Genomic DNA, 17,381 nt, shown 5'->3' with positions numbered 1-17,381 from the left:
TATGCGTCATTTCATCCTCGGCGCTTTGGCGCTGGTCCTGCTCGCCGGCTGCGCCACCCCGCCGCCACCGGCACCCGGCAGCGCCGCCAGCAAAATCGTCGTGATGGGCAAATTCAAGGGCATCGCCGTCGGCGCCATCCGCGTCGCGCGCGAGAACGGCTTCCTGACCGCCAAAGTGCAACTGAGCAACATCACCAGCAGCAACCAGACGATGTATTACCGCTTCGCCTGGCTGGGCGCCGACGGCTTCCCGGTAGGCGACGAAGAAACCTGGAAAGTGCTCAACCTGTATGCCAACCAGGCCACTTTCCTGCCGGCCATCGCCAACCTGCCCCAGGCGGCGGACTTCCGTCTTGAAGTGAAAACCCCTTGAGCCGCTCATCCTTTCTGAGAGATTTCCCCATGTTTGCACGCTTCTCGATGCTCGCCGTGGTCGCCGTTCTGGCCAGCGGCTGCGCCAATACCTCGCCAGTACTCGGCAGCAAGAACATCAACTACGGCGATACCAAGGCCGTGGAAACCGTCACCAACGAGTTCGGCTCCACCGACTTGCAGATGATCGCCGAAAGCATGACCCGCTCCCTGGCCCAGTCCGGCGTGCTGCGAGGCCGCCCGGTGGTGCAGGTGTATGACGTGAAGAACAAGACCAGCGAGTACATCGATACCCGCGAGATCACCACGTCGATCAAGACTCAGTTGATGAAGACCGGCACCGCGCGCTTCGCCAGCGACAACACCGACATGCAGAGCCAGGTCGACCAGCTCAAGCTGCAAAACCAGAGCGGCCTGTACAAGAAGTCCACGGTCAGCAAAACCGGCAACATGATCGCCGCCCAGTACCGTCTGGAAGGCTCCATCAGTTCCATCGTCAAGCGCAGCGCGGACTACAAGGACGTGTTCTACAAGTTCAGCCTGCAACTGATCGACGTCGAAAGCGGCGTGGCCGAATGGATGGACGAAAAAGAAATCCGCAAAACCACGGAGCGCTAAACAATGCGTGCATGGATCGGCATGATCGGCCTGCTGTGCGCCTTTGGCGCCTCGGCCGCGCCTAAGATCGCGGTAACCGACCTGGCCTACGAGGCGCGGGTCGAGGAATACATCCACCAGGTCTCGGCCAGCGACACCTTCCAGGCCAGCGCTTATCACGCCAGTGGCGCCTCCAATTACAGCGAGTACGAAAGCCGTACCAGCTATATCGAGCAGACCGAGCTGCGTAAATTCAGCGGTGATATCAAGGGCGAGATCCTCAAGTCACGGCAGTTCCAGCTGGTGCAGGGCACGCCCTACACCGCCGATGCCAAGGGTGACGTCTACGACGTGATCAAACGCATCAAGGCCGGCCACTTCAAGGGTGCCGATTATGTGCTGTTCGGCACGTTGTCGGACATCGACTTCACCCAGGACATCAACGCCCTGGACCACACCAACAGCTACTCGGCGGTACTGGGCCTGACATTGGTGGCGGATTTCAGCTTGATCAACACCCGTACCTACGAGATCACCTCGGCGTTTACCGCCATGGGCGAAGGCCAGGACACCAAGCTGGTCAACAGCCGTGACATCCGCGTGAGCTTGAACCGGCCACGGGTGGTGAAGGAAGTGTCGAAAGCGCTGGGTGAGGATGTGGCCAGGCAGTTGGCAGAACAGTTGGGCGGTGGCTACCAGGAACCTGGCCAGCCGGCACCGCGTAACAACCTGCCAAGGGATGAAGCGCCGAAGATTCTGCGCTGAGCGGTAATCCCCCAGGCAACACAAAACCAATGTGAGAGGGGGCTTGCCCCCGATGGCGGTGCCTCAGCTACAGCTAAGCTGACTGACACCCTGCTATCGGGGCAAGCCCCCTCTCACACGTTTAGCGACCGAGCTTTACGCCGTTGCGCGATGCAAGCTGGCCAGGAAACCCGCTGCCCCCACGAACAATCCGGCAAACGTCCGGTTTACCCGCTTTTGCTGCGTGGGCGTGCGCAACAGGCGCAGGACTTTGGACGCCAACCCCGTATACCCCGCCATCACGATCATATCGACGCTGATCATCGTCGCGCCGATGATCAAATACTGAGCCAGCAACGGCGCCTGCGGGTTCACGAATTGCGGCAACACCGCGAGCATGAACACCAAGGCCTTGGGGTTGCTGGCGTTGACCAGGAAGCCACGGAACATCATCGCCATCGGCTTGCCGATGGGGCGTACGGCCGCGTCATCGGTCATGTCCAGCGGCAAGGCACGCCATTGCTTGATGGCCAGGTACACGAGGTACGCCACACCAAACCATTTGATCGCATAGAACGCGGTGGACGACGCAGCCAGGATGGCACCCAGGCCACCCGCCACCACGGCAATCTGCATCGCCAGGCCCAATTGCAGGCCGATGGCGTTCCAGTAACCGCGTAAAAAACCGTATTGCAGGCCGCTGGACATCGACGCAATGGCGCCGGCGCCCGGGGAAAGGGAGATGATCCAACTGGCCAGGAAAAAGGCCAGCCACGTATCGAGAGCCATGACATACCTCGCGCGAGAATAAGCGGTGGAGCCTTAAGCTAACTCCACCGACCAGAGGCTGGCTATCGGTTTTTATCACCGTGCAGGCTAGCGATCGCCCGGAAACACGTGGGTACCAGGCCAACGCCGTACCGAACGCTGGAAAAACAGACTGTTAGGCACCTGCACGATCGCGCTGTCGGTACCGGCGGCCTCCACTTCAACCAGTGTGGTGTAGAGCAAATTGATTGCCACCACCCGCCCCTTGACGCCCGGTTTGTCGACGGTATCCACCAACTCGACAATGTCGCCGAGGCGAAATGGGCCGACGGTAAAGATCAGAACCGCGCAAAGCAGGTTGGACAATACCGACCACATGGCGAAGAACGCCACGGCGGCGACCGCCACGAAGCCCGACAGTGCCGTCCACAACACGGTGGCGGACACACCCAGGCGCTCCAGAACAAAAATCAGCGCACTCCCCATGATCAGCCAGCGCAGGCCGCCGCGTAGTGGCATCAGCAGCTGCGGTGGGAATGGGTAGCGCTCGCCCAGGCGCGTAAGGACTTTGCTCACAAAGCGCTGCGCCAGGTAACCGGCCAGCAGGATCAACAGGATCTGCACGCCAATCCACACGGGCTCGATCCACTGTGCCGGCAACTGCAACGCTTCCATCAGGACAGCGCCTCCAGCTCCGCTTGCAGGGTTTCGAGCAGTTCGAGGGCTTCCATCCAGGCTTCCTCCAATTGCCCTTCGCGCACCTTGAGCTTGGCCTGTTCGGCGAGCAGGTCACGCAGTTCGTCCTTGCGCGCGGCTTCGTACACGGCGCTGTCGCCGAGGCTGGCTTCGATTTTGGCCAAGCGCTCATGCAGCTTGCCCAGCTCAGCTTCCAGCTTGTCGGCTTCGCGCTTGTGCGGCGCCAGCTGCTGACGCAATGCAGCGGCGGCCTGGCGCTGGGCCTTCTTATCGGTTTTGTCCGGATTCACCGGGGTGTTGCTCACCGGCGCATTGCGCAGGCGGTAATCGGTCAGCCAACGGGCGTAGTCGTCGAGGTCGCCGTCGAATTCTTCGACTTTGCCATCGGCCACCAGCAGGAAGTTATCCGTGGTGCTCTTGAGCAAGTGCCGATCGTGGGACACCACCAATACCGCACCACTGAACTCTTGCAACGCCATGGTCAGCGCCAGGCGCATTTCCAGATCCAAGTGGTTGGTCGGTTCGTCGAGCAGCAACAGGTTCGGACGATCCCAGGCGATCAGGGCCAAGGCCAAGCGGGCTTTCTCGCCGCCGGAAAAATTCAGCACCGGCTCATCGATGCGCGCGCCACGGAAGTCGAAGCCACCGAGGAAGTCACGCAGGGTCTGCTCGCGCTCGGTCGGCGCCAGGCGTTGCAGGTGCAGCAATGGGCTGGCCTTGGCGTCGAGGGAATCCAACTGATGCTGGGCGAAGTAACCCACCACGGTGTTCTCGCCACGGGTCAAGCGACCGGCCAGGGGTTCCAGCTCACCCGAGAGGTTCTTGATCAGGGTCGATTTACCCGCGCCGTTAGGCCCCAGCAAACCGATACGCGCCCCCGGCGTGAGTTGCAGCTTGACCTTCTCCAGGATGGTTTTGTCGCCATAACCCAGGCGCGCATCCGAAAGATCCAGCAGTGGGCTCGAAATCTTCACCGACTCGCGGAACACGAAGTCGAACGGCGAATCGACGTGAGCTGCCGACAATTCTTCCATGCGCTCCAGCGCCTTGATCCGGCTCTGTGCCTGGCGGGCCTTGGTGGCCTGAGCCTTGAACCGGGCAATGTAACTTTCCATATGCGCACGTTGCGCCTGCTGCTTCTCGTAGGCCTGTTGTTGCTGGGCCAGGCGTTCGGCACGCGCACGCTCGAACGCGGTGTAGCCGCCGCGGTAGAGGGTGATTTTTTTCTGCTCGACATGGGCGATGTTATCGACCACGGCGTCGAGGAAATCCCGGTCGTGAGAGATCAGCAGCAAAGTGCCCTGATAGCTCTTGAGGAAGTCTTCCAGCCACAGGATCGCGTCGAGGTCCAAGTGGTTGGTCGGTTCGTCGAGCAGCAACAGGTCCGAGGGGCACATCAGCGCCTGGGCCAGGTTCAGGCGCATCCGCCAGCCACCGGAGAAGTCGGCGACCGGGCGGTCCATCTGTTCGTTGGTAAACCCAAGGCCGGCAAGCATCTTGCGAGCGCGGGCGTCGGCGGTGTAACCGTCGGCGCTGTCGAGTTCCGAGTGCAGGCGCGCCAGAGCTGCGCCATCCTGGGCCTTCTCGGCTTCGGCCAGGTCGTGTTGCACCTGGCGCAAGCGCAGGTCGCCATCGAGCACGTAGTCGATCGCGATGCGGTCAAGGGTGTCGATCTCCTGGCGCATATGAGCGATGCGCCAGTCGGCCGGCAGCAGGCAGTCGCCGGAGTCCGGGGTCAGCTCACCCAGCAACAGGGCGAACAGCGTGGATTTGCCGGCGCCGTTGGCACCGATCAGGCCGGCTTTGTGACCGGCGTGCAGGGTCAGCTCGGCGTCTTCGAGAAGACGTTGCGGGCCACGCTGTAATGTTAGGCTTTGAAGTCGGATCATAATGGCGGCGGAGTCTACCAGCTTCGTTGGCCGCTGGCTTGGGTGTGACTATGTGCGCTGACCTGTGGAGCTTTGCTCTCTCGATTTACGCCCGTCCGGGTATGGAAGCCGCCTGCCTGCGGTTGCAGGCGCAAGGGGTGGATGTGTGCCTGATGCTGTGCGGCGTCTGGCTGGAACAGCGCGGCGTCATCCTGACCGACGAGCGAGTGCAGGCCCTCAAGCACATCGCCGCGCCTTGGCAGACGCAGGTGATCGAGCCGTTGCGCCAATTGCGCGTGCAATGGCGAGCGAGCGCGCAGCACGACCAGCCGCTGGCGGCCTTAAGGGAACGGATCAAGTCGATGGAGCTGGAAGCCGAACGGCACTTGTTGATGCGTCTGGAAGGACTGGCCGACACATGGCCATCGGGCAAGCGGGCAGATCAACAAAGATGGTTGGAAAGACTGGCGGCCGAGGATGCCGCCAACCTTGACCACGACGCGCTGCAGCAGCTGCGCGTCGCGGCCACCGGCGCTTAGGAAGCGCTGGTTGGGGTAGTGCTTGGCGCTGCCGGTGCAGGGGTGCTGCTGGCCGGTGCGGTTGGAGCGGTGGCGGCTGCCGGGGTCGCTGCCGAAGTGGCCGGCGCAGGCTTTGCAACGGCCGGCTTGGCGGCAGCAGGTTTGGCTACTGGCTTAGCGGCGACGGGCTTAGCTGCTGGTTTGGCTGCTGGCTTAGCGGCAACGGTTTTAGCCGCTGGTTTAGCCGCTGGCTTAGCGGAGGCGGTTTTAGCTGCTGGTTTGGCGGCTGGCTTAGCGGTGGCGGGCTTAGCTGCTGGTTTGGCTGCTGGCTTAGCGGCAACGGTTTTAGCCGCTGGCTTGGCTGCTGGCTTAGCGGCGGCGGTTTTTGCTGCTGGCTTGGCGGCTGGTTTAGCGGCGGCGGTTTTTGCTGCTGGCTTGGCGGCTGGTTTAGCGGCAGCGGTTTTAGCTACTGGCTTGGCGGCTGGTTTAGCGGCAGCGGTTTTGGCTGCTGGCTTGGCGGCTGGTTTAGCGGCAGCGGTTTTAGCTACTGGCTTGGCGGCTGGCTTAGCGGCAGCGGTTTTAGCTGCTGGTTTGGCGGCTGGCTTAGCGGCAGCGGTTTTAGCTACTGGCTTGGCGGCTGGCTTAGCGGCAGCGGTTTTAGCCGCTGGTTTGGCCGAAGTCTTCTTCGCCGCGCTTGCTGCAACAGCTTTTACCGGTGTACGAGCACCCAGCACTTTAGCCACGGCTTCTTTTACACGGCCAACGCCCTGGGCCAGTTTCAGGCTTTCCTGAGCATCTTTTTTGAGTTGAGAAATGTAGGCGCGGGTTTCAGCTTGGCGATCCTTGAGCGCGTCCAGCAAGTCCTCAAGTTCTTTAACAGCGTCTTTGGCTTTGGCTTGTGCCTTGGCCTTGCCGGCGGTGGCGGCATCTTGCAATTTGGTGCGGGATTTGTGCAGCTTTTCTTGCGCCTTACCGCGCTGTTTTTCCAACTTGGCGAGCAGTTTTTCTGCATCGGCCAACGCTTGGGAACAGGCGCTTTCCAGATGTTCGAGCAAGCTGCCCGACAGTTGTTGGAGTAAGTGCAACGGGGTATTAACAGGCTTCTGTTTGGCCGACATGGTTTACCTCCTGGCTGACGTGGGTGCGGCTCATACTAGCCCTCTGCTCTTACCGCCGCTAGCGCATGTTGACAGTATCGATTGCCTCGCGTTGCACCGTACGAAAATTCTTATCGTGAGAACGAAAATGGGCGGCACTTTTTACGTTTCCACACTGGCATAATCCATCGCACTTTCGGCCGGAGAATGTCCATGTCGCGTTACCTTTTTCTTGTGCTTGGCCTGGCAATTTCGGTAGCCAATGCGAGCGCGCCGTCGCCGTCTAAAACCATCGAGCCGGATCAGCATGACCTCGCCTACAGCCTGGGCGCCAGCCTCGGTGAGCGCCTGCGCCAGGAGGTTCCAGACCTGCAGATCCAGGCCCTGATCGACGGCCTCAAACAAGCCTATCAAGGCAAGCCACTGGCCTTGGATAACGCGCGTATCGAGCAGATCCTCGCGCAGCACGAAGCGCAGAGCGAAGCGGACGCCCAAGCGCCCCTGAGTGAAAAAGCACTCGCAGCCGAACAACAATTCCTGACCCAGGAAAAAACCATGAAAGGCGTTCGTGAATTGGCGGATGGAATTTTGCTCACGGAACTCACGCCAGGTTCCGGCCCCACGCCAAAAGCCAATGGTCAGGTTCAGGTGAAATATGTCGGTCGGCTACCCGACGGGACGGTTTTCGACAAGAGCACACAGCCTCAGTGGTTTCGCCTGGACAGCGTGATCAGCGGCTGGAGCAGTGCTCTACAACAGATGCCCGTGGGTGCGAAGTGGCGCCTGGTTATTCCATCGGCGCAGGCCTATGGCGCCGACGGTGCCGGCGAATTGATCCCGCCGTACACGCCCTTGGTTTTCGAGATCGAATTGCTCGATACCCGTTCTTGAGCCAATAAAAAACGGTGCGACCTGCGCACCGTTTTTTTATCGCGTATCTCGAAGTCAGGCCTGAGCGACAGTGTTTTCTTTGTGAGCGTTGTGCAGCACTTCAATCAGGCAGTCTTCGAGCTCGAAACGCTCGTGGAGCAGCGCACCCAATTCTTTGAATTTCTCGGCGACACACTTGCCTTGATCGCACAGGTCGGTGAATGCCAGCAGCTTCTCGGTGATCACATCGATGCGTGGGTAAAGGGTCTTGGCAAAATCCAGACCGCGCTGGTCTTTGAAGGCTTCCGCCTCCTTCGTGAGCTGGGTGTAGATGCTCAAATGCCCCGCGGACACGTAATCCACCAACACAACGCAGAAATCCTGCAACGGTTCACGCTTCTGGGCCAACGCCTCGGGCTCGGCACCGAGCGCATCAAAAGCCCGAATCAATTCGTGACGTGCCTTCAACCAGCTGTCGATCAGCTTGTGCACCCCGCCCCAGCGTTCGCGAGCATTCTTGCAACGTTCCAACATGATGATCTCTCTTCCCTATTAGGGGCGCTGCCGCCTGATGCCCGCGAATACTTCAAGGATAAAACAGCAGCGGGACAAGGCTGCATCAGACAACCGGTTTGAATAACGCGTGCGGGCCAGATTATGCCCGCATGACTATGGCTTCAAGGTACGCAGGACAGAAAGTTCATACAAGTGTTTAATCCCGTCCTACAAACCTCAGCCTGCTTTTAAGGCCTCATCGGGTACAGGCGACGGCGAAGTAACGGTCGTGAAAACTGCGTGATGCCCAGAATCAGCATCCCCACGAAAAACAGCAGACTCCACTCCGGCAGGCTTAAATCGAACAACGTCCAGTTGATTTCCACGCAGTCGACAGTGCCTTCGACGGCCTGTTGCAGCGCCTGCCAAAGCGAAAGATTGTCGAGCATATGGTTGAGACTGGGCCAGCAATCGGCGGCCTGGTCGGGTGCGGCATTTTGCAGCAGTATCTGGCGTACAGCTGTGATAGCGCCCAGCGTTGCGCACGCCACGCTGGCCAGCCCATATAGCGAGATGACAGGACGTTTGGGGTTATGGAGGGCAGCGATCAAATTGATCAGCGTGAAAGCAGCCAGAAAAACCCGCTGCAGTTGGCATAAAAAACACGGGCGTAACGAGACGCCGAACTCAAGGTAATAGGATGCGCCCAACGTCAGCGCACCGGCCAGGAACGCCAGAAAAAACAAGGAGCGAGAAGGGGCCAAAGACATGCTTTATCCGCATCGCGAAAAGTAGATCGCTACGGTAGAGGAAAGGCCTGAACGCTTTCAATATACGTTAGACCAGACGATTCCGTGAGAGCCTGCAGACATCCCGCCAGAGGATGGAAGACTTCAGGCGACGGCGCGTAGGAGTTTGCTGCCAGACACTTACCCTACCTATTCGCGTGCATCAAAGGCGTGAGGGTTTGACATATCTGAGTCAACCCTCCGCTCCTTCCTACATCAAACCCGGGCAGGGACTGGCAACGGTGACGCCAATAGACGGCTATCCAACAACCCCAGGCCTTCCTGGAACAACTGGTTGCTGCGTTCGGTATCTCCCAACTGCGCCAACAGACGCGCCAGCTCGGCGCAAGCCTCAGGGTTGCGCTGCACCTGCAGGCTACTTTCCAGATAGTCGCGCGCCTTGCCCCACAAGCTGTTTTGCAGGCACAAGCGCCCCAAGGTCAGTAGCAGGCTGGCATCACCGGGATGATCCTTGAGCCAACCTTCGGCGAACTTCAACTGCCGCGCCGAGTCGCTGCCGCGTAAAAGACCGTAGAGGCGAATGAGATGGCTGTCGTAACCGCGCTTGATCGCACCACGCAGGACCTCTTCGGCCTTGGCGTCGGCGCCCAATTGGCGCAGTTGCTCGGCGTAAGCCAGCACCAACTGCGGCTCCTGACGCTGGGCCGAGGTAAGTTGTTGCCAAGCCCGCTCCAGGGATTGCTGGCCAGCTTCGTCGTGCTCCTCACGCTGAGCCGCAAGGCTGAGGTTTTCACCCCATGCGCGACGTTCCAGCTCGGCCAGTTCGCCGGCGGGCAGCACCTTGTCCTTACGCAGCTGCGGCAAAAGGTGAATCACCGACGACCAGTCACCGCGCTGTTGATGCAAACGCTGCAACTGACGTAGCACCTGCGCGTTATGCGGATGACGCTCGTGCATTGCCTGTAGCGTGACCAGCGCACCGTCCGTATCGCCACGGTCCAGTTGCAGTTGCGCATGACTCAAGGCGACCGCCAGCTCAGCCTGGGGCTGGCGCTCCAACGCGCGCTCAAGCAAAGCGTCGCACTCTTCGTAACGCCCCTGTTCATTGGCGGCTCGCGCCGCGCCCAGGTAGTACAACAACGGTTGGCGTTCGGCTTCGGCGGCACGCCGCAAATGGCGTTCGGCACTGGCCCAGCGCCCTTCGGCGAGGTCCATCTGGCCCTGTTCGATAGCGATCTGTGTACGGCGGCTGCGATTACGCCGCGACCAAGGGTTGACCACGCCGCCCGACGTGGTAACCAGGCTCAGCAAGACGCGGACCAGGTAGATCGCCAGAATGATGGCAAACACGGCGAACAGGGTCGCCCACAGGCTCGACTCGTAATGCAGCACATGTGGATAAGTAATCAGCACGTAGCCGGTGTGTTTCGAGATGCCCACAGCCAGTGCCAGGGCGATCGCGATCGCCAGCACCAGGATCACATAGAAACGCTTCATCGGCTCTACTCCTGGGACGCCGGCTTGGCAGCCGCCTTGGCTTCATCGGCAGACAGGTGGCGACGATCAAGATACGCCTGCACCGCGGCGAGGCTCGCGGCCAGGTCCGGTGTCACCACCGACACGGCTTTGGGCTCAAGCTCGGCGATGCGCGCCAGCATCGCTTTGCTCTGCGGGTTGTCCTGATTGAAGTTGTCCTGCAGCACGCTGCGCGCCTCACCCAGTGAGCGGCTATACACCGCCGACTCACCATTGAGCGCCGCCCATTGCGCCTGTTCGAGCGCCAGGCTCAGGGCCAGACGCACTTGGTTCAGGCCCTGACCGGCAAGCAACGGACGGATGTTGTCGTCTGGGTTGAAATCAATGCGGAAGTAGCGGGAAATCTGCTCCCACCACTGGCTCCAACGTCCCTCGGTATCGGTGGTGGGACGACCTTCAGCGGCAGGTTCAGTCAGTTGATACTCCGGCGCAATCGCCGCCAGCTGCACCACTTGATCGCGCAGGGCGGCCAATTGCAGGTACAGCCCGGTGCGGTCCGGCTGTTCGGTACTGCGCAGAGCGACCAGGCTCTTGGCCAACTGCTCGCGGGCCGCGTAGGCGCCGGGATCGCTTTGCTCGCGCAGAATCTCGTCAGCGCCCTGCACCAGCGCCTGAGCGCTATTGATGTCCTGCAAAGCCGACAGGCGCAGGCTCGCCAGGCGGATCAAGTGCTCGGCCTCGGCCAGACGCCAGTCCTGACGGCTGGCACCCAAAACAGTTTCCAGGCGCTGGCTCAGGTGTTGCTGATCACCCTGCAACTGGGCCACCAGACGGCGACGCTCCTCCAGCTCATCCGCACCCGGCAGTTGGGCCAGGCGCGCGGCCAATTGTTGCTGGGTTTGCTTGAGAGTTTGGGATTGCTCATCCAGGGTCTGCACTTGGCCCAGTTGCTGCTGGTGACTGGCTTGCAGGGCACGGACCTGCCAGATCCCCCAACCGCCGGCGGCCACTCCGGCAGCGCCGAGCAGCAAGGCGACGACCGCCAGGCCATTGCCACGGCGCGGCGCGGTGACCGGTGTCTCGACCGGCGCATCAAGTGCGGGTTGAGCTTCATCTTTAGGCAAGGCTGTTTCGCTCACGTATCCGTCCTTTGCGTATCAGAGAGTGGGGGCGGGATGTTTTTATAAGACATAGCCGCCTAACGCCACTAACAAAGCCGCGGCACTCGCGCCGCGACAATCCACCACTTTTTCTGCACCGGCAGCCCGCGCCATTTCCTGGACTCTTGGGCTGGGCACGAACAACGGCAGCTGTGCCACCTCCGGCCAATCGGCGCCGGCCAGGGCTTGCAGGTGCAAGAAACCCTGCCCACTGCTGACCACCACGCCGTTCAAGCGTTCCAACTGGATGCGCTGCATCAACTCACCGGCGTCGTAGGTCGGAAGGAACCGCCGGTACAACTCCAGGTAGTCGACACTAGCACCTCTCTCGCGCAAACGCTCTGCCAGCAATTCGCGGCCGCCCTCACCCCGCAGGATCAGCACCCGTGCATCGGGGCGCGCAATAGCCTCGCGTAATGCCGGCAGTTCAAGCAAGGCCTCGCTGTCATCGCCGGTGTGCGGATAGTGAACCGTGTAGCCTTGATCGGCCAGCACCTGCGCAGTAGCTGCCCCCACACTGAACCAGGGCATCTCGGACCATTGGCGATCCAGCTGTTGCAAGGCCAGGCGCGCGGCGGGTTTGCTGACGACAATCACGGCACAGTAGCGGCCGAGGTCACGCAACAGCGCTTGCTGGTCAGGGGTGATCGGCAAGGGCTCGATATCCAGCAAGGGCAGGCTGCTGCTGTAGATCCCGACGTCAGACAACACCGTCGCCAGCGCCGCCGATTCCTCGGCGGGCCGCGTCAGCAGCACACGCCAGCCGGTCACTGCGGGCCGGCCTCGCCGTAGACTTTTTGCAGGATGGCGCCGGCGCCTTTCTCCAGCAGCTCTTGCGCCACTTGGATGCCCAAAGCCGTCGCTTCGCATTGCGGGCCACGCACCTCGGCGGTCAGCAAGGTGCCGCCTTCCGGATCGCCCACCAGACCGCGCAGCCACAAGTTATCGCCTTCAAGTACGGCGTAGCAGGCAATCGGCACTTGGCAGCCGCCATTGAGGTGCTTGTTCAAGGCACGCTCGGCGGTGACGCGAACTTCGGTATCACGATGGTCGAGAGGCTTGAGCAGAGTATGGATTTCACTGTCGGCGCTGCGACATTCGATACCCACGGCGCCCTGCCCACCGGCGGGCAGGCTGTCTTCGACACTGATGGCCGAGGTGATGCGGTCTTCGAAGCCAAGGCGGATCAAACCGGCGGCGGCGAGGATGATCGCGTCATACTCACCGGCATCCAGCTTGGCCAGACGCGTATTGACGTTGCCGCGCAGAAAGCGAATCTGCAGATCCGGACGGCGCGTCAACAGCTGGGCCTGACGGCGCAGGCTGGAGGTACCGACGATGCTGCCCAGGGGCAACTCGTCCAGTGAAGCGTAGGTATTGGAAACGAAAGCGTCGCGGGGGTCTTCGCGCTCGCAAATGCAGAACAGGCCCAGACCGTCGGGGAAGTCCATGGGCACGTCTTTCATCGAGTGCACGGCGATGTCGGCTTCGTTCTCCAGCAACGCGGTTTCCAGTTCTTTGACGAACAGGCCCTTGCCGCCGATCTTCGACAACGGTGAGTCGAGCAGCTTGTCGCCGCGACTGACCATGGGCACCAGGGACACCTTGAGGCCGGGGTGGGCCAGCTCAAGGCGAGCTTTGACGTATTCGGCTTGCCATAGGGCCAAGGCGCTTTTTCGGGTGGCGATGCGGATTTCGCGAGGGGACATGGATCAATCCGTACTGAATAGATACGGCAGATAATAACAGCTCAGGCAAATACGCCTTGATTTGAATCAGCAAGTGCGGGGCCTCCCTGGCCTCGTCGCACCGGGATAAGGAATGCAGTCCCGCTACAGCCCTCGGGCTAAAGCTGCTGCATCATTTTGCGCACGCCGGCGACATGCCGACGACTGACAATCAAGGCATCGCCGTTGAGCCCTTTGAGGAACAACTGAAAGTGCCCCAGCGGCGTACGTTGCAGACGCTCGATACGCTCACGGGCCACCAACGCATTGCGGTGGATACGCACGAAGCGGTCGCCGAACTCGTCTTCAAGGGCCTTGAGCGGTTCATCCAACAAGACTTCACCCGCTTCGTGACGCAGAGTGACGTACTTGTGATCGGCGATGAAGTAGACCACTTGATTCAGGGGGATCAACTCGATGCCCTTGCGGGTACGTGCACTGATATGGCTGCGGGGGCCGTTGCCACTTTGGGCGGCAGGCTGGGTCAACGCGGCGAGCTGGGCGCGGTTGGGACGCTCGGCCTTCTTCAGGGCTTTGAGCAACGCTTCGGCCGTCACCGGTTTGGTCACGAAGCTCACGCCACTGTCTTCCAGCGTCTGCGCGGGAAACTCATCCTGAGCCGCACACAACACCAAGGCCGGAGGCGATTCGCGCTCACTCAGGCGGGCAGCAACCTGCAGGCCATCCAGGCCCGGCATACGGATATCGAGCAACAGCACATCGGGCTTGAGGCTGTCGATCAGCGTCAACGCCTCCTCACCGGTGGTGGCGCTCGGTTCAAGAACGGTATAACCCTCGAGTTCACTGATTAAACGACTCAGTCGCTCGCGGGCTTGGGGTTCGTCATCAACGATCAGGACATTCATATTGCGCTGGATTCCTGCGTGAGTCTCGCACAAGGATAACGTAGACAGGTGCGGTGACTTGCGTCACAGCGATCCACGCTAAGACTCGTGCGAGCGGCAAAAAGTGCCCCGAAGGTGGCACCCATATTTACCCGGACCTGTTCAATAGCGCCCAAGACCCGCTGCCTTCGGGCATCGTCGTAGGGTTTGCTGATACACAATCCGAATACCCCCCTTGTTTAATGGTTAGTCTGGGCTCTGACCGCGTTACCCGACTTTGGTGCATTCACACACTATCAGTCCAACTGTAGACGCTTGCCGAGACGACATTGCTCAATCGTCAAATATCGTTTCAATAAGTCTCTTTTTCCAGTCTCATCCCGGACGCGATCGACGGCAAGGCACTTAGCCATCCTTTGCACAAATAAAAATGCCAACGACCCGCGCCACCGCCTCCGCGAGCAACCCTGTTATGATCGGCGCCACACTTCCACGCCTTTTTATTAAAGCAACTCACGAGCGAATCCATGAGCACCGACAAGACCAACCAGTCCTGGGGCGGCCGCTTCAGTGAACCCGTCGACGCCTTCGTCGCGCGCTTCACCGCCTCCGTCACCTTCGACCAGCGCCTGTACCGCCACGACATCATGGGCTCCATCGCCCACGCCACCATGCTGGCCAAGGTCGGCGTGTTGACCGAGGCCGAGCGCGACAGCATCATCGACGGCCTGACCACCATCCGCGGTGAGATCGAAGCCGGTACGTTCGACTGGCGCGTCGACCTGGAAGACGTGCACATGAATATCGAGGCCCGCCTCACCGATCGTATCGGTGTGACTGGCAAGAAATTGCACACCGGACGCAGCCGTAACGACCAAGTCGCTACCGATATTCGCCTGTGGCTGCGTGACGAAATCGACCTGATCCTGTCCGAAATCACCCGCCTGCAAAAAGGCCTGCTTGAGCAGGCCGAGCGTGAATCGGACACCATCATGCCCGGCTTCACCCATCTGCAGACCGCACAGCCCGTGACCTTCGGCCACCACCTGTTGGCCTGGTTCGAAATGCTCAGCCGCGACTACGAACGCCTGGTGGACTGCCGCAAGCGCGCCAATCGCATGCCTTTGGGCAGCGCCGCGCTGGCCGGTACGACCTACCCGATCGACCGCGAATACACCGCGCAACTGCTGGGTTTCGACGCCGTGGGCGGTAACTCTCTGGATGGCGTTTCGGACCGTGACTTCGCCATCGAATTCTGCGCCGCCGCCAGCATCGCGATGATGCACTTGTCGCGGTTCTCCGAAGAGCTGGTGCTGTGGACCAGTGCACAATTCCAGTTCATCGATTTGCCGGACCGTTTCTGTACCGGCAGCTCGATCATGCCGCAAAAGAAAAACCCCGACGTGCCGGAGCTGGTACGTGGCAAGAGCGGCCGTGTATTCGGCGCACTGATGGGCCTGCTGACCTTGATGAAGGGCCAGCCATTGGCCTACAACAAGGACAATCAGGAAGACAAGGAACCGCTGTTCGACGCCGCCGACACTTTGCGCGATTCGTTGCGCGCGTTTGCCGACATGATCCCAGCAATCAAGCCCAAGCACGCCATCATGCGCGAAGCGGCTTTGCGCGGGTTCTCCACGGCGACTGACCTGGCGGACTACCTGGTGCGTCGTGGCCTGCCGTTCCGCGACTGCCACGAAATCGTCGGCCACGCCGTGAAATACGGCGTGGACACCGGCAAGGACCTGGCGGAAATGAGCCTGGAAGAACTGCGCCAGTTCAGCGATCAGATCGAGCAAGACGTGTTTGCCGTGCTGACCCTGGAAGGTTCGGTCAACGCCCGTAACCATGTGGGCGGCACCGCGCCGGCGCAGGTCAAGGCAGCGGTCGCGCGCGGCCAGGCCCTGTTCGCCAGCCGCTGAGTACAGTAGTGGGAGGGGCTTGCCCCCTCCCACACTTGATCACTTTTTCGCCGCCACCATGGCCAGGAACGCCGGCATCGCGGCTTGCCTGTCCGCCTCCACTTTTTGCGCGTTGGGCATTGCGTTAAGGCGATCCAGCAACGCTTTGGCCGCCGGCAACTGCGCCAGCAAGTCTAGCCCGAACAACTTCTCGCCGACCCCGCAGGCCAGGTTCAAGCTGTACATGAAGTACAGATCCGCAATGGTGAAGCTCTCCCCCGCTACAAACGGCGCAAACTTGCCATGCCGCCCCAGCGAGGCGATGCCCAAGAGCAATTCCGCCTTGGATTTTTCCTTGATCGCCTCCGCAACCGCTACGCCAAAAAACGCTTCGCCAAAGCAAGCGCGCGCGGGCAGTTCGATATAGAGCTCGATTTCCCGGCACAAGGCCAACACCTGGGCGCGCTCGAACGGGTCGGCCGGGAGCAGTGACGGCCCTTCCTGGGTTTGTTCGATATATTCCAAGATCACGCTGGTTTCATTGATAAAGCCCTGCTTCACCTCCAGCACCGGCACCTTGCCGCGCGGGCTGACCGCCAGTACGTCAGGGGCCTGCCCGGCATAAAACAGTACTTCTTCGAAGGGCAGGCCCTTCTCCAGCAGCGCCAGTTTCACCATGTTGTAGTAGTTGCTGACCGAAAATCCGTAAAGCTTGAGCATCGCAAAGCCTCCAGGCCGTGTGCGGGGTTGGCTGCAAGCGTTATAGACGCCCGGTGGCCGCTTGACCAGCAGCATCACCTGCTTGAATGGGGGTAGACTGGCGCCCTTTCCTTGAGGAGCACCGCCATGAGCGAGCCCACTGATATCGACAATGACGAAGAAGCTTTTGCCGAACATACGCTGATCGGAGCGATCGAAAACCAGATCGAAAGTGACAACCCACCCGCCGCCAAGGCCACATTCAACAAGCTGACGTTGGTGGGCTATGAGCGGGAAGAAATTCTAAACCTGATGGCTCATGTGCTGGCTTTCGAAATTGATGCCATGCTGGACGAGGATCGCGCGTTCGATACCCAATGGTACGAAACAGCGCTGCGCGCACTGCCCGAGCTGCCGCCGGAAAAGGAATAGCTCCGAGACGCAGCAACACGCTGGACAGTTCGGCAAAGTGAGTTCACCTTATGGCCTGCTAGCCTCTAATAAATTTAGAAAGTCTGGAGTCCTTATGTCGTATACCCCTGAGTTGGTTGCCGAACTGGAAATCCTCGCACTCTTCCCCTTGGACAGCACCCAGGAAGGCTTGAAAGTCCATCAGACCGCCGCGCCCAGCGCTATCGCCGCAGTCAAACGTCTCTTCGATAAAAAACTGATCGACCAGCCGGATGGGGGCTATCTGACCAGCCTTGGCCGCGATGCTGCCGAGCAAGCGCAAACCCTGCTGACCATCTTGACCACTGCCACGAACAAAGAAGCCGCCTGATTCCGGATGCCGCCCATG

General features: G+C 60.6%; 20 protein-coding genes and 1 pseudogene. 8 read left to right on the top strand and 13 right to left on the bottom strand.

Going from position 1 to position 17,381, the window contains the following annotated elements; genetic code table 11:
* The first annotated feature begins 1 nt into the window (after nt 1).
* Genes QRN41_RS03085 through QRN41_RS03075 form a run of 3 tightly spaced genes read left to right on the top strand, consistent with a single transcriptional unit; the run spans nt 2 to nt 1,734 of the window.
* Entirely contained in the window at nt 2–373 is a 372-nt protein-coding gene (locus QRN41_RS03085) for a YcfL family putative periplasmic lipoprotein (RefSeq protein ID WP_034101418.1), read from the top strand.
* A 29-nt stretch (nt 374–402) separates the two neighbouring features.
* On the top strand, nt 403–990 hold the full coding sequence (gene lpoB, locus QRN41_RS03080; protein WP_034101419.1) for a penicillin-binding protein activator LpoB: 588 nt from the start codon (nt 403–405) through the stop codon (nt 988–990).
* 3 nt (nt 991–993) lie between these two features.
* Nucleotides 994–1,734: a hypothetical protein gene (locus QRN41_RS03075; protein ID WP_034139762.1), complete on the top strand. Its 741-nt coding sequence runs from the start codon at nt 994–996 to the stop codon at nt 1,732–1,734.
* Nucleotides 1,735–1,869: 135 nt separating this feature from the next.
* Here QRN41_RS03075 and QRN41_RS03070 read toward each other — a convergent pair whose 3' ends face one another.
* The 3 genes from QRN41_RS03070 to QRN41_RS03060 all read right to left on the bottom strand — a co-directional run bounded on the left by QRN41_RS03070 (nt 1,870) and on the right by QRN41_RS03060 (nt 5,066).
* Nucleotides 1,870–2,502, bottom strand: a complete 633-nt coding sequence (locus QRN41_RS03070) for a LysE family transporter (RefSeq protein ID WP_034101421.1) — start codon at nt 2,500–2,502, stop codon at nt 1,870–1,872.
* Between the two features lie 87 nt (nt 2,503–2,589).
* On the bottom strand, nt 2,590–3,156 hold the full coding sequence (locus QRN41_RS03065; RefSeq protein WP_034101422.1) for a mechanosensitive ion channel family protein: 567 nt from the start codon (nt 3,154–3,156) through the stop codon (nt 2,590–2,592).
* Nucleotides 3,156–5,066 carry an ATP-binding cassette domain-containing protein gene (locus QRN41_RS03060; RefSeq protein ID WP_285421142.1) on the bottom strand — a complete coding sequence of 637 codons (1,911 nt, stop codon included), beginning with the start codon at nt 5,064–5,066 and terminating at the stop codon, nt 3,156–3,158. Before QRN41_RS03060 ends, QRN41_RS03065 begins: the two co-directional genes overlap by 1 nt.
* 50 nt (nt 5,067–5,116) lie before the next feature.
* On the opposite strand from QRN41_RS03060, the gene QRN41_RS03055 reads away from it, so the two are divergent.
* Nucleotides 5,117–5,584, top strand: a complete 468-nt coding sequence (locus tag QRN41_RS03055; RefSeq protein WP_285421163.1) for a TIGR02444 family protein — start codon at nt 5,117–5,119, stop codon at nt 5,582–5,584.
* On the opposite strand, the gene QRN41_RS03050 is transcribed toward QRN41_RS03055, so the two are convergent.
* Nucleotides 5,581–6,681 carry an AlgP family protein gene (locus QRN41_RS03050; protein ID WP_285421141.1) on the bottom strand — a complete coding sequence of 367 codons (1,101 nt, stop codon included), beginning with the start codon at nt 6,679–6,681 and terminating at the stop codon, nt 5,581–5,583. The two genes, QRN41_RS03055 and QRN41_RS03050, sit on opposite strands and share 4 nt — an antisense overlap.
* Nucleotides 6,682–6,873: 192 nt before the next feature.
* Here QRN41_RS03050 and QRN41_RS03045 point away from each other — a divergent pair, with 192 nt between their 5' ends.
* Entirely contained in the window at nt 6,874–7,551 is a 678-nt protein-coding gene (locus QRN41_RS03045) for an FKBP-type peptidyl-prolyl cis-trans isomerase (RefSeq protein WP_285421140.1), read from the top strand.
* A gap of 54 nt (nt 7,552–7,605) precedes the next feature.
* Here the strand turns inward: QRN41_RS03045 and rsd are convergent, their stop codons facing one another.
* The 8 genes and pseudogenes from rsd to QRN41_RS26215 form a co-directional block, all read right to left on the bottom strand.
* Nucleotides 7,606–8,064 carry a sigma D regulator gene (gene rsd, locus QRN41_RS03040; RefSeq protein WP_123479221.1) on the bottom strand — a complete coding sequence of 153 codons (459 nt, stop codon included), beginning with the start codon at nt 8,062–8,064 and terminating at the stop codon, nt 7,606–7,608.
* Between the two features lie 209 nt (nt 8,065–8,273).
* Nucleotides 8,274–8,795: a disulfide bond formation protein B gene (locus tag QRN41_RS03035; protein ID WP_167416990.1), complete on the bottom strand. Its 522-nt coding sequence runs from the start codon at nt 8,793–8,795 to the stop codon at nt 8,274–8,276.
* Nucleotides 8,796–9,029: 234 nt separating this feature from the next.
* The gene (locus tag QRN41_RS03030; protein ID WP_094064368.1) at nt 9,030–10,271 is read right to left on the bottom strand and encodes a heme biosynthesis protein HemY; all 1,242 of its coding nucleotides are present in this window, start codon (nt 10,269–10,271) and stop codon (nt 9,030–9,032) included.
* 5 nt (nt 10,272–10,276) lie between these two features.
* Nucleotides 10,277–11,389 carry a uroporphyrinogen-III C-methyltransferase gene (locus tag QRN41_RS03025; protein ID WP_034101432.1) on the bottom strand — a complete coding sequence of 371 codons (1,113 nt, stop codon included), beginning with the start codon at nt 11,387–11,389 and terminating at the stop codon, nt 10,277–10,279.
* Nucleotides 11,390–11,431: 42 nt separating this feature from the next.
* On the bottom strand, nt 11,432–12,181 hold the full coding sequence (locus QRN41_RS03020) for a uroporphyrinogen-III synthase (protein ID WP_167416989.1): 750 nt from the start codon (nt 12,179–12,181) through the stop codon (nt 11,432–11,434).
* A complete protein-coding gene (hemC, locus tag QRN41_RS03015) occupies nt 12,178–13,119 on the bottom strand; it encodes a hydroxymethylbilane synthase (protein WP_034139773.1) in 942 nt (313 codons plus the stop codon). The genes QRN41_RS03020 and hemC overlap by 4 nt, the downstream gene beginning before the upstream one ends.
* 137 nt (nt 13,120–13,256) lie before the next feature.
* Nucleotides 13,257–14,003, bottom strand: coding sequence for a LytR/AlgR family response regulator transcription factor (locus QRN41_RS03010; RefSeq protein WP_034139774.1), 747 nt, complete (start codon nt 14,001–14,003; stop codon nt 13,257–13,259).
* Nucleotides 14,000–14,116: pseudogene (locus QRN41_RS26215) on the bottom strand (sensor histidine kinase); the annotation flags it as partial. The pseudogene QRN41_RS26215 and the gene QRN41_RS03010, both read right to left, overlap by 4 nt.
* Before the next feature lie 393 nt (nt 14,117–14,509).
* Here QRN41_RS26215 and argH point away from each other — a divergent pair.
* Complete coding sequence (gene argH / locus QRN41_RS03005; RefSeq protein ID WP_167416988.1) at nt 14,510–15,904, top strand: argininosuccinate lyase; 1,395 nt, start codon at nt 14,510–14,512, stop codon at nt 15,902–15,904.
* A gap of 39 nt (nt 15,905–15,943) precedes the next feature.
* Here argH and QRN41_RS03000 read toward each other — a convergent pair whose 3' ends face one another.
* On the bottom strand, nt 15,944–16,603 hold the full coding sequence (locus QRN41_RS03000) for a glutathione S-transferase family protein (protein ID WP_034139776.1): 660 nt from the start codon (nt 16,601–16,603) through the stop codon (nt 15,944–15,946).
* A gap of 126 nt (nt 16,604–16,729) precedes the next feature.
* On the opposite strand from QRN41_RS03000, the gene QRN41_RS02995 reads away from it, so the two are divergent.
* Nucleotides 16,730–17,014, top strand: coding sequence for a hypothetical protein (locus QRN41_RS02995; RefSeq protein ID WP_094064371.1), 285 nt, complete (start codon nt 16,730–16,732; stop codon nt 17,012–17,014).
* 94 nt (nt 17,015–17,108) lie between these two features.
* On the top strand, nt 17,109–17,363 hold the full coding sequence (locus QRN41_RS02990) for a TIGR02647 family protein (RefSeq protein WP_034101439.1): 255 nt from the start codon (nt 17,109–17,111) through the stop codon (nt 17,361–17,363).
* The last annotated feature ends 18 nt before the right edge of the window (nt 17,364–17,381 follow it).

This window comes from Pseudomonas sp. efr-133-TYG-23 (genome assembly GCF_030209215.1).
In the GTDB taxonomy this organism is placed as follows: Bacteria; Pseudomonadota; Gammaproteobacteria; order Pseudomonadales; family Pseudomonadaceae; genus Aquipseudomonas; species Aquipseudomonas rhodesiae.
This window is presented reverse-complemented; position numbering and strand designations above follow the sequence as displayed.

What these genes read in the sequence shown, in the direction of transcription:
- QRN41_RS03030 (WP_094064368.1), bottom strand. Translation starts at nt 10,271, where the DNA reads ATGAAGCGTTTCTATGTGATCCTGGTGCTGGCGATCGCGATCGCCCTG.
- QRN41_RS03055 (WP_285421163.1), top strand. Translation starts at nt 5,117, where the DNA reads ATGTGCGCTGACCTGTGGAGCTTTGCTCTCTCGATTTACGCCCGTCCG.
- QRN41_RS03010 (WP_034139774.1), bottom strand. Translation starts at nt 14,003, where the DNA reads ATGAATGTCCTGATCGTTGATGACGAACCCCAAGCCCGCGAGCGACTG.
- QRN41_RS02990 (WP_034101439.1), top strand. Translation starts at nt 17,109, where the DNA reads ATGTCGTATACCCCTGAGTTGGTTGCCGAACTGGAAATCCTCGCACTC.
- QRN41_RS02995 (WP_094064371.1), top strand. Translation starts at nt 16,730, where the DNA reads ATGAGCGAGCCCACTGATATCGACAATGACGAAGAAGCTTTTGCCGAA.
- QRN41_RS03075 (WP_034139762.1), top strand. Translation starts at nt 994, where the DNA reads ATGCGTGCATGGATCGGCATGATCGGCCTGCTGTGCGCCTTTGGCGCC.
- QRN41_RS03035 (WP_167416990.1), bottom strand. Translation starts at nt 8,795, where the DNA reads ATGTCTTTGGCCCCTTCTCGCTCCTTGTTTTTTCTGGCGTTCCTGGCC.
- hemC (WP_034139773.1), bottom strand. Translation starts at nt 13,119, where the DNA reads ATGTCCCCTCGCGAAATCCGCATCGCCACCCGAAAAAGCGCCTTGGCC.
- QRN41_RS03045 (WP_285421140.1), top strand. Translation starts at nt 6,874, where the DNA reads ATGTCGCGTTACCTTTTTCTTGTGCTTGGCCTGGCAATTTCGGTAGCC.
- QRN41_RS03070 (WP_034101421.1), bottom strand. Translation starts at nt 2,502, where the DNA reads ATGGCTCTCGATACGTGGCTGGCCTTTTTCCTGGCCAGTTGGATCATC.
- QRN41_RS03050 (WP_285421141.1), bottom strand. Translation starts at nt 6,681, where the DNA reads ATGTCGGCCAAACAGAAGCCTGTTAATACCCCGTTGCACTTACTCCAA.
- QRN41_RS03085 (WP_034101418.1), top strand. Translation starts at nt 2, where the DNA reads ATGCGTCATTTCATCCTCGGCGCTTTGGCGCTGGTCCTGCTCGCCGGC.
- rsd (WP_123479221.1), bottom strand. Translation starts at nt 8,064, where the DNA reads ATGTTGGAACGTTGCAAGAATGCTCGCGAACGCTGGGGCGGGGTGCAC.
- QRN41_RS03000 (WP_034139776.1), bottom strand. Translation starts at nt 16,603, where the DNA reads ATGCTCAAGCTTTACGGATTTTCGGTCAGCAACTACTACAACATGGTG.
- QRN41_RS03060 (WP_285421142.1), bottom strand. Translation starts at nt 5,066, where the DNA reads ATGATCCGACTTCAAAGCCTAACATTACAGCGTGGCCCGCAACGTCTT.
- argH (WP_167416988.1), top strand. Translation starts at nt 14,510, where the DNA reads ATGAGCACCGACAAGACCAACCAGTCCTGGGGCGGCCGCTTCAGTGAA.
- QRN41_RS03065 (WP_034101422.1), bottom strand. Translation starts at nt 3,156, where the DNA reads ATGGAAGCGTTGCAGTTGCCGGCACAGTGGATCGAGCCCGTGTGGATT.
- lpoB (WP_034101419.1), top strand. Translation starts at nt 403, where the DNA reads ATGTTTGCACGCTTCTCGATGCTCGCCGTGGTCGCCGTTCTGGCCAGC.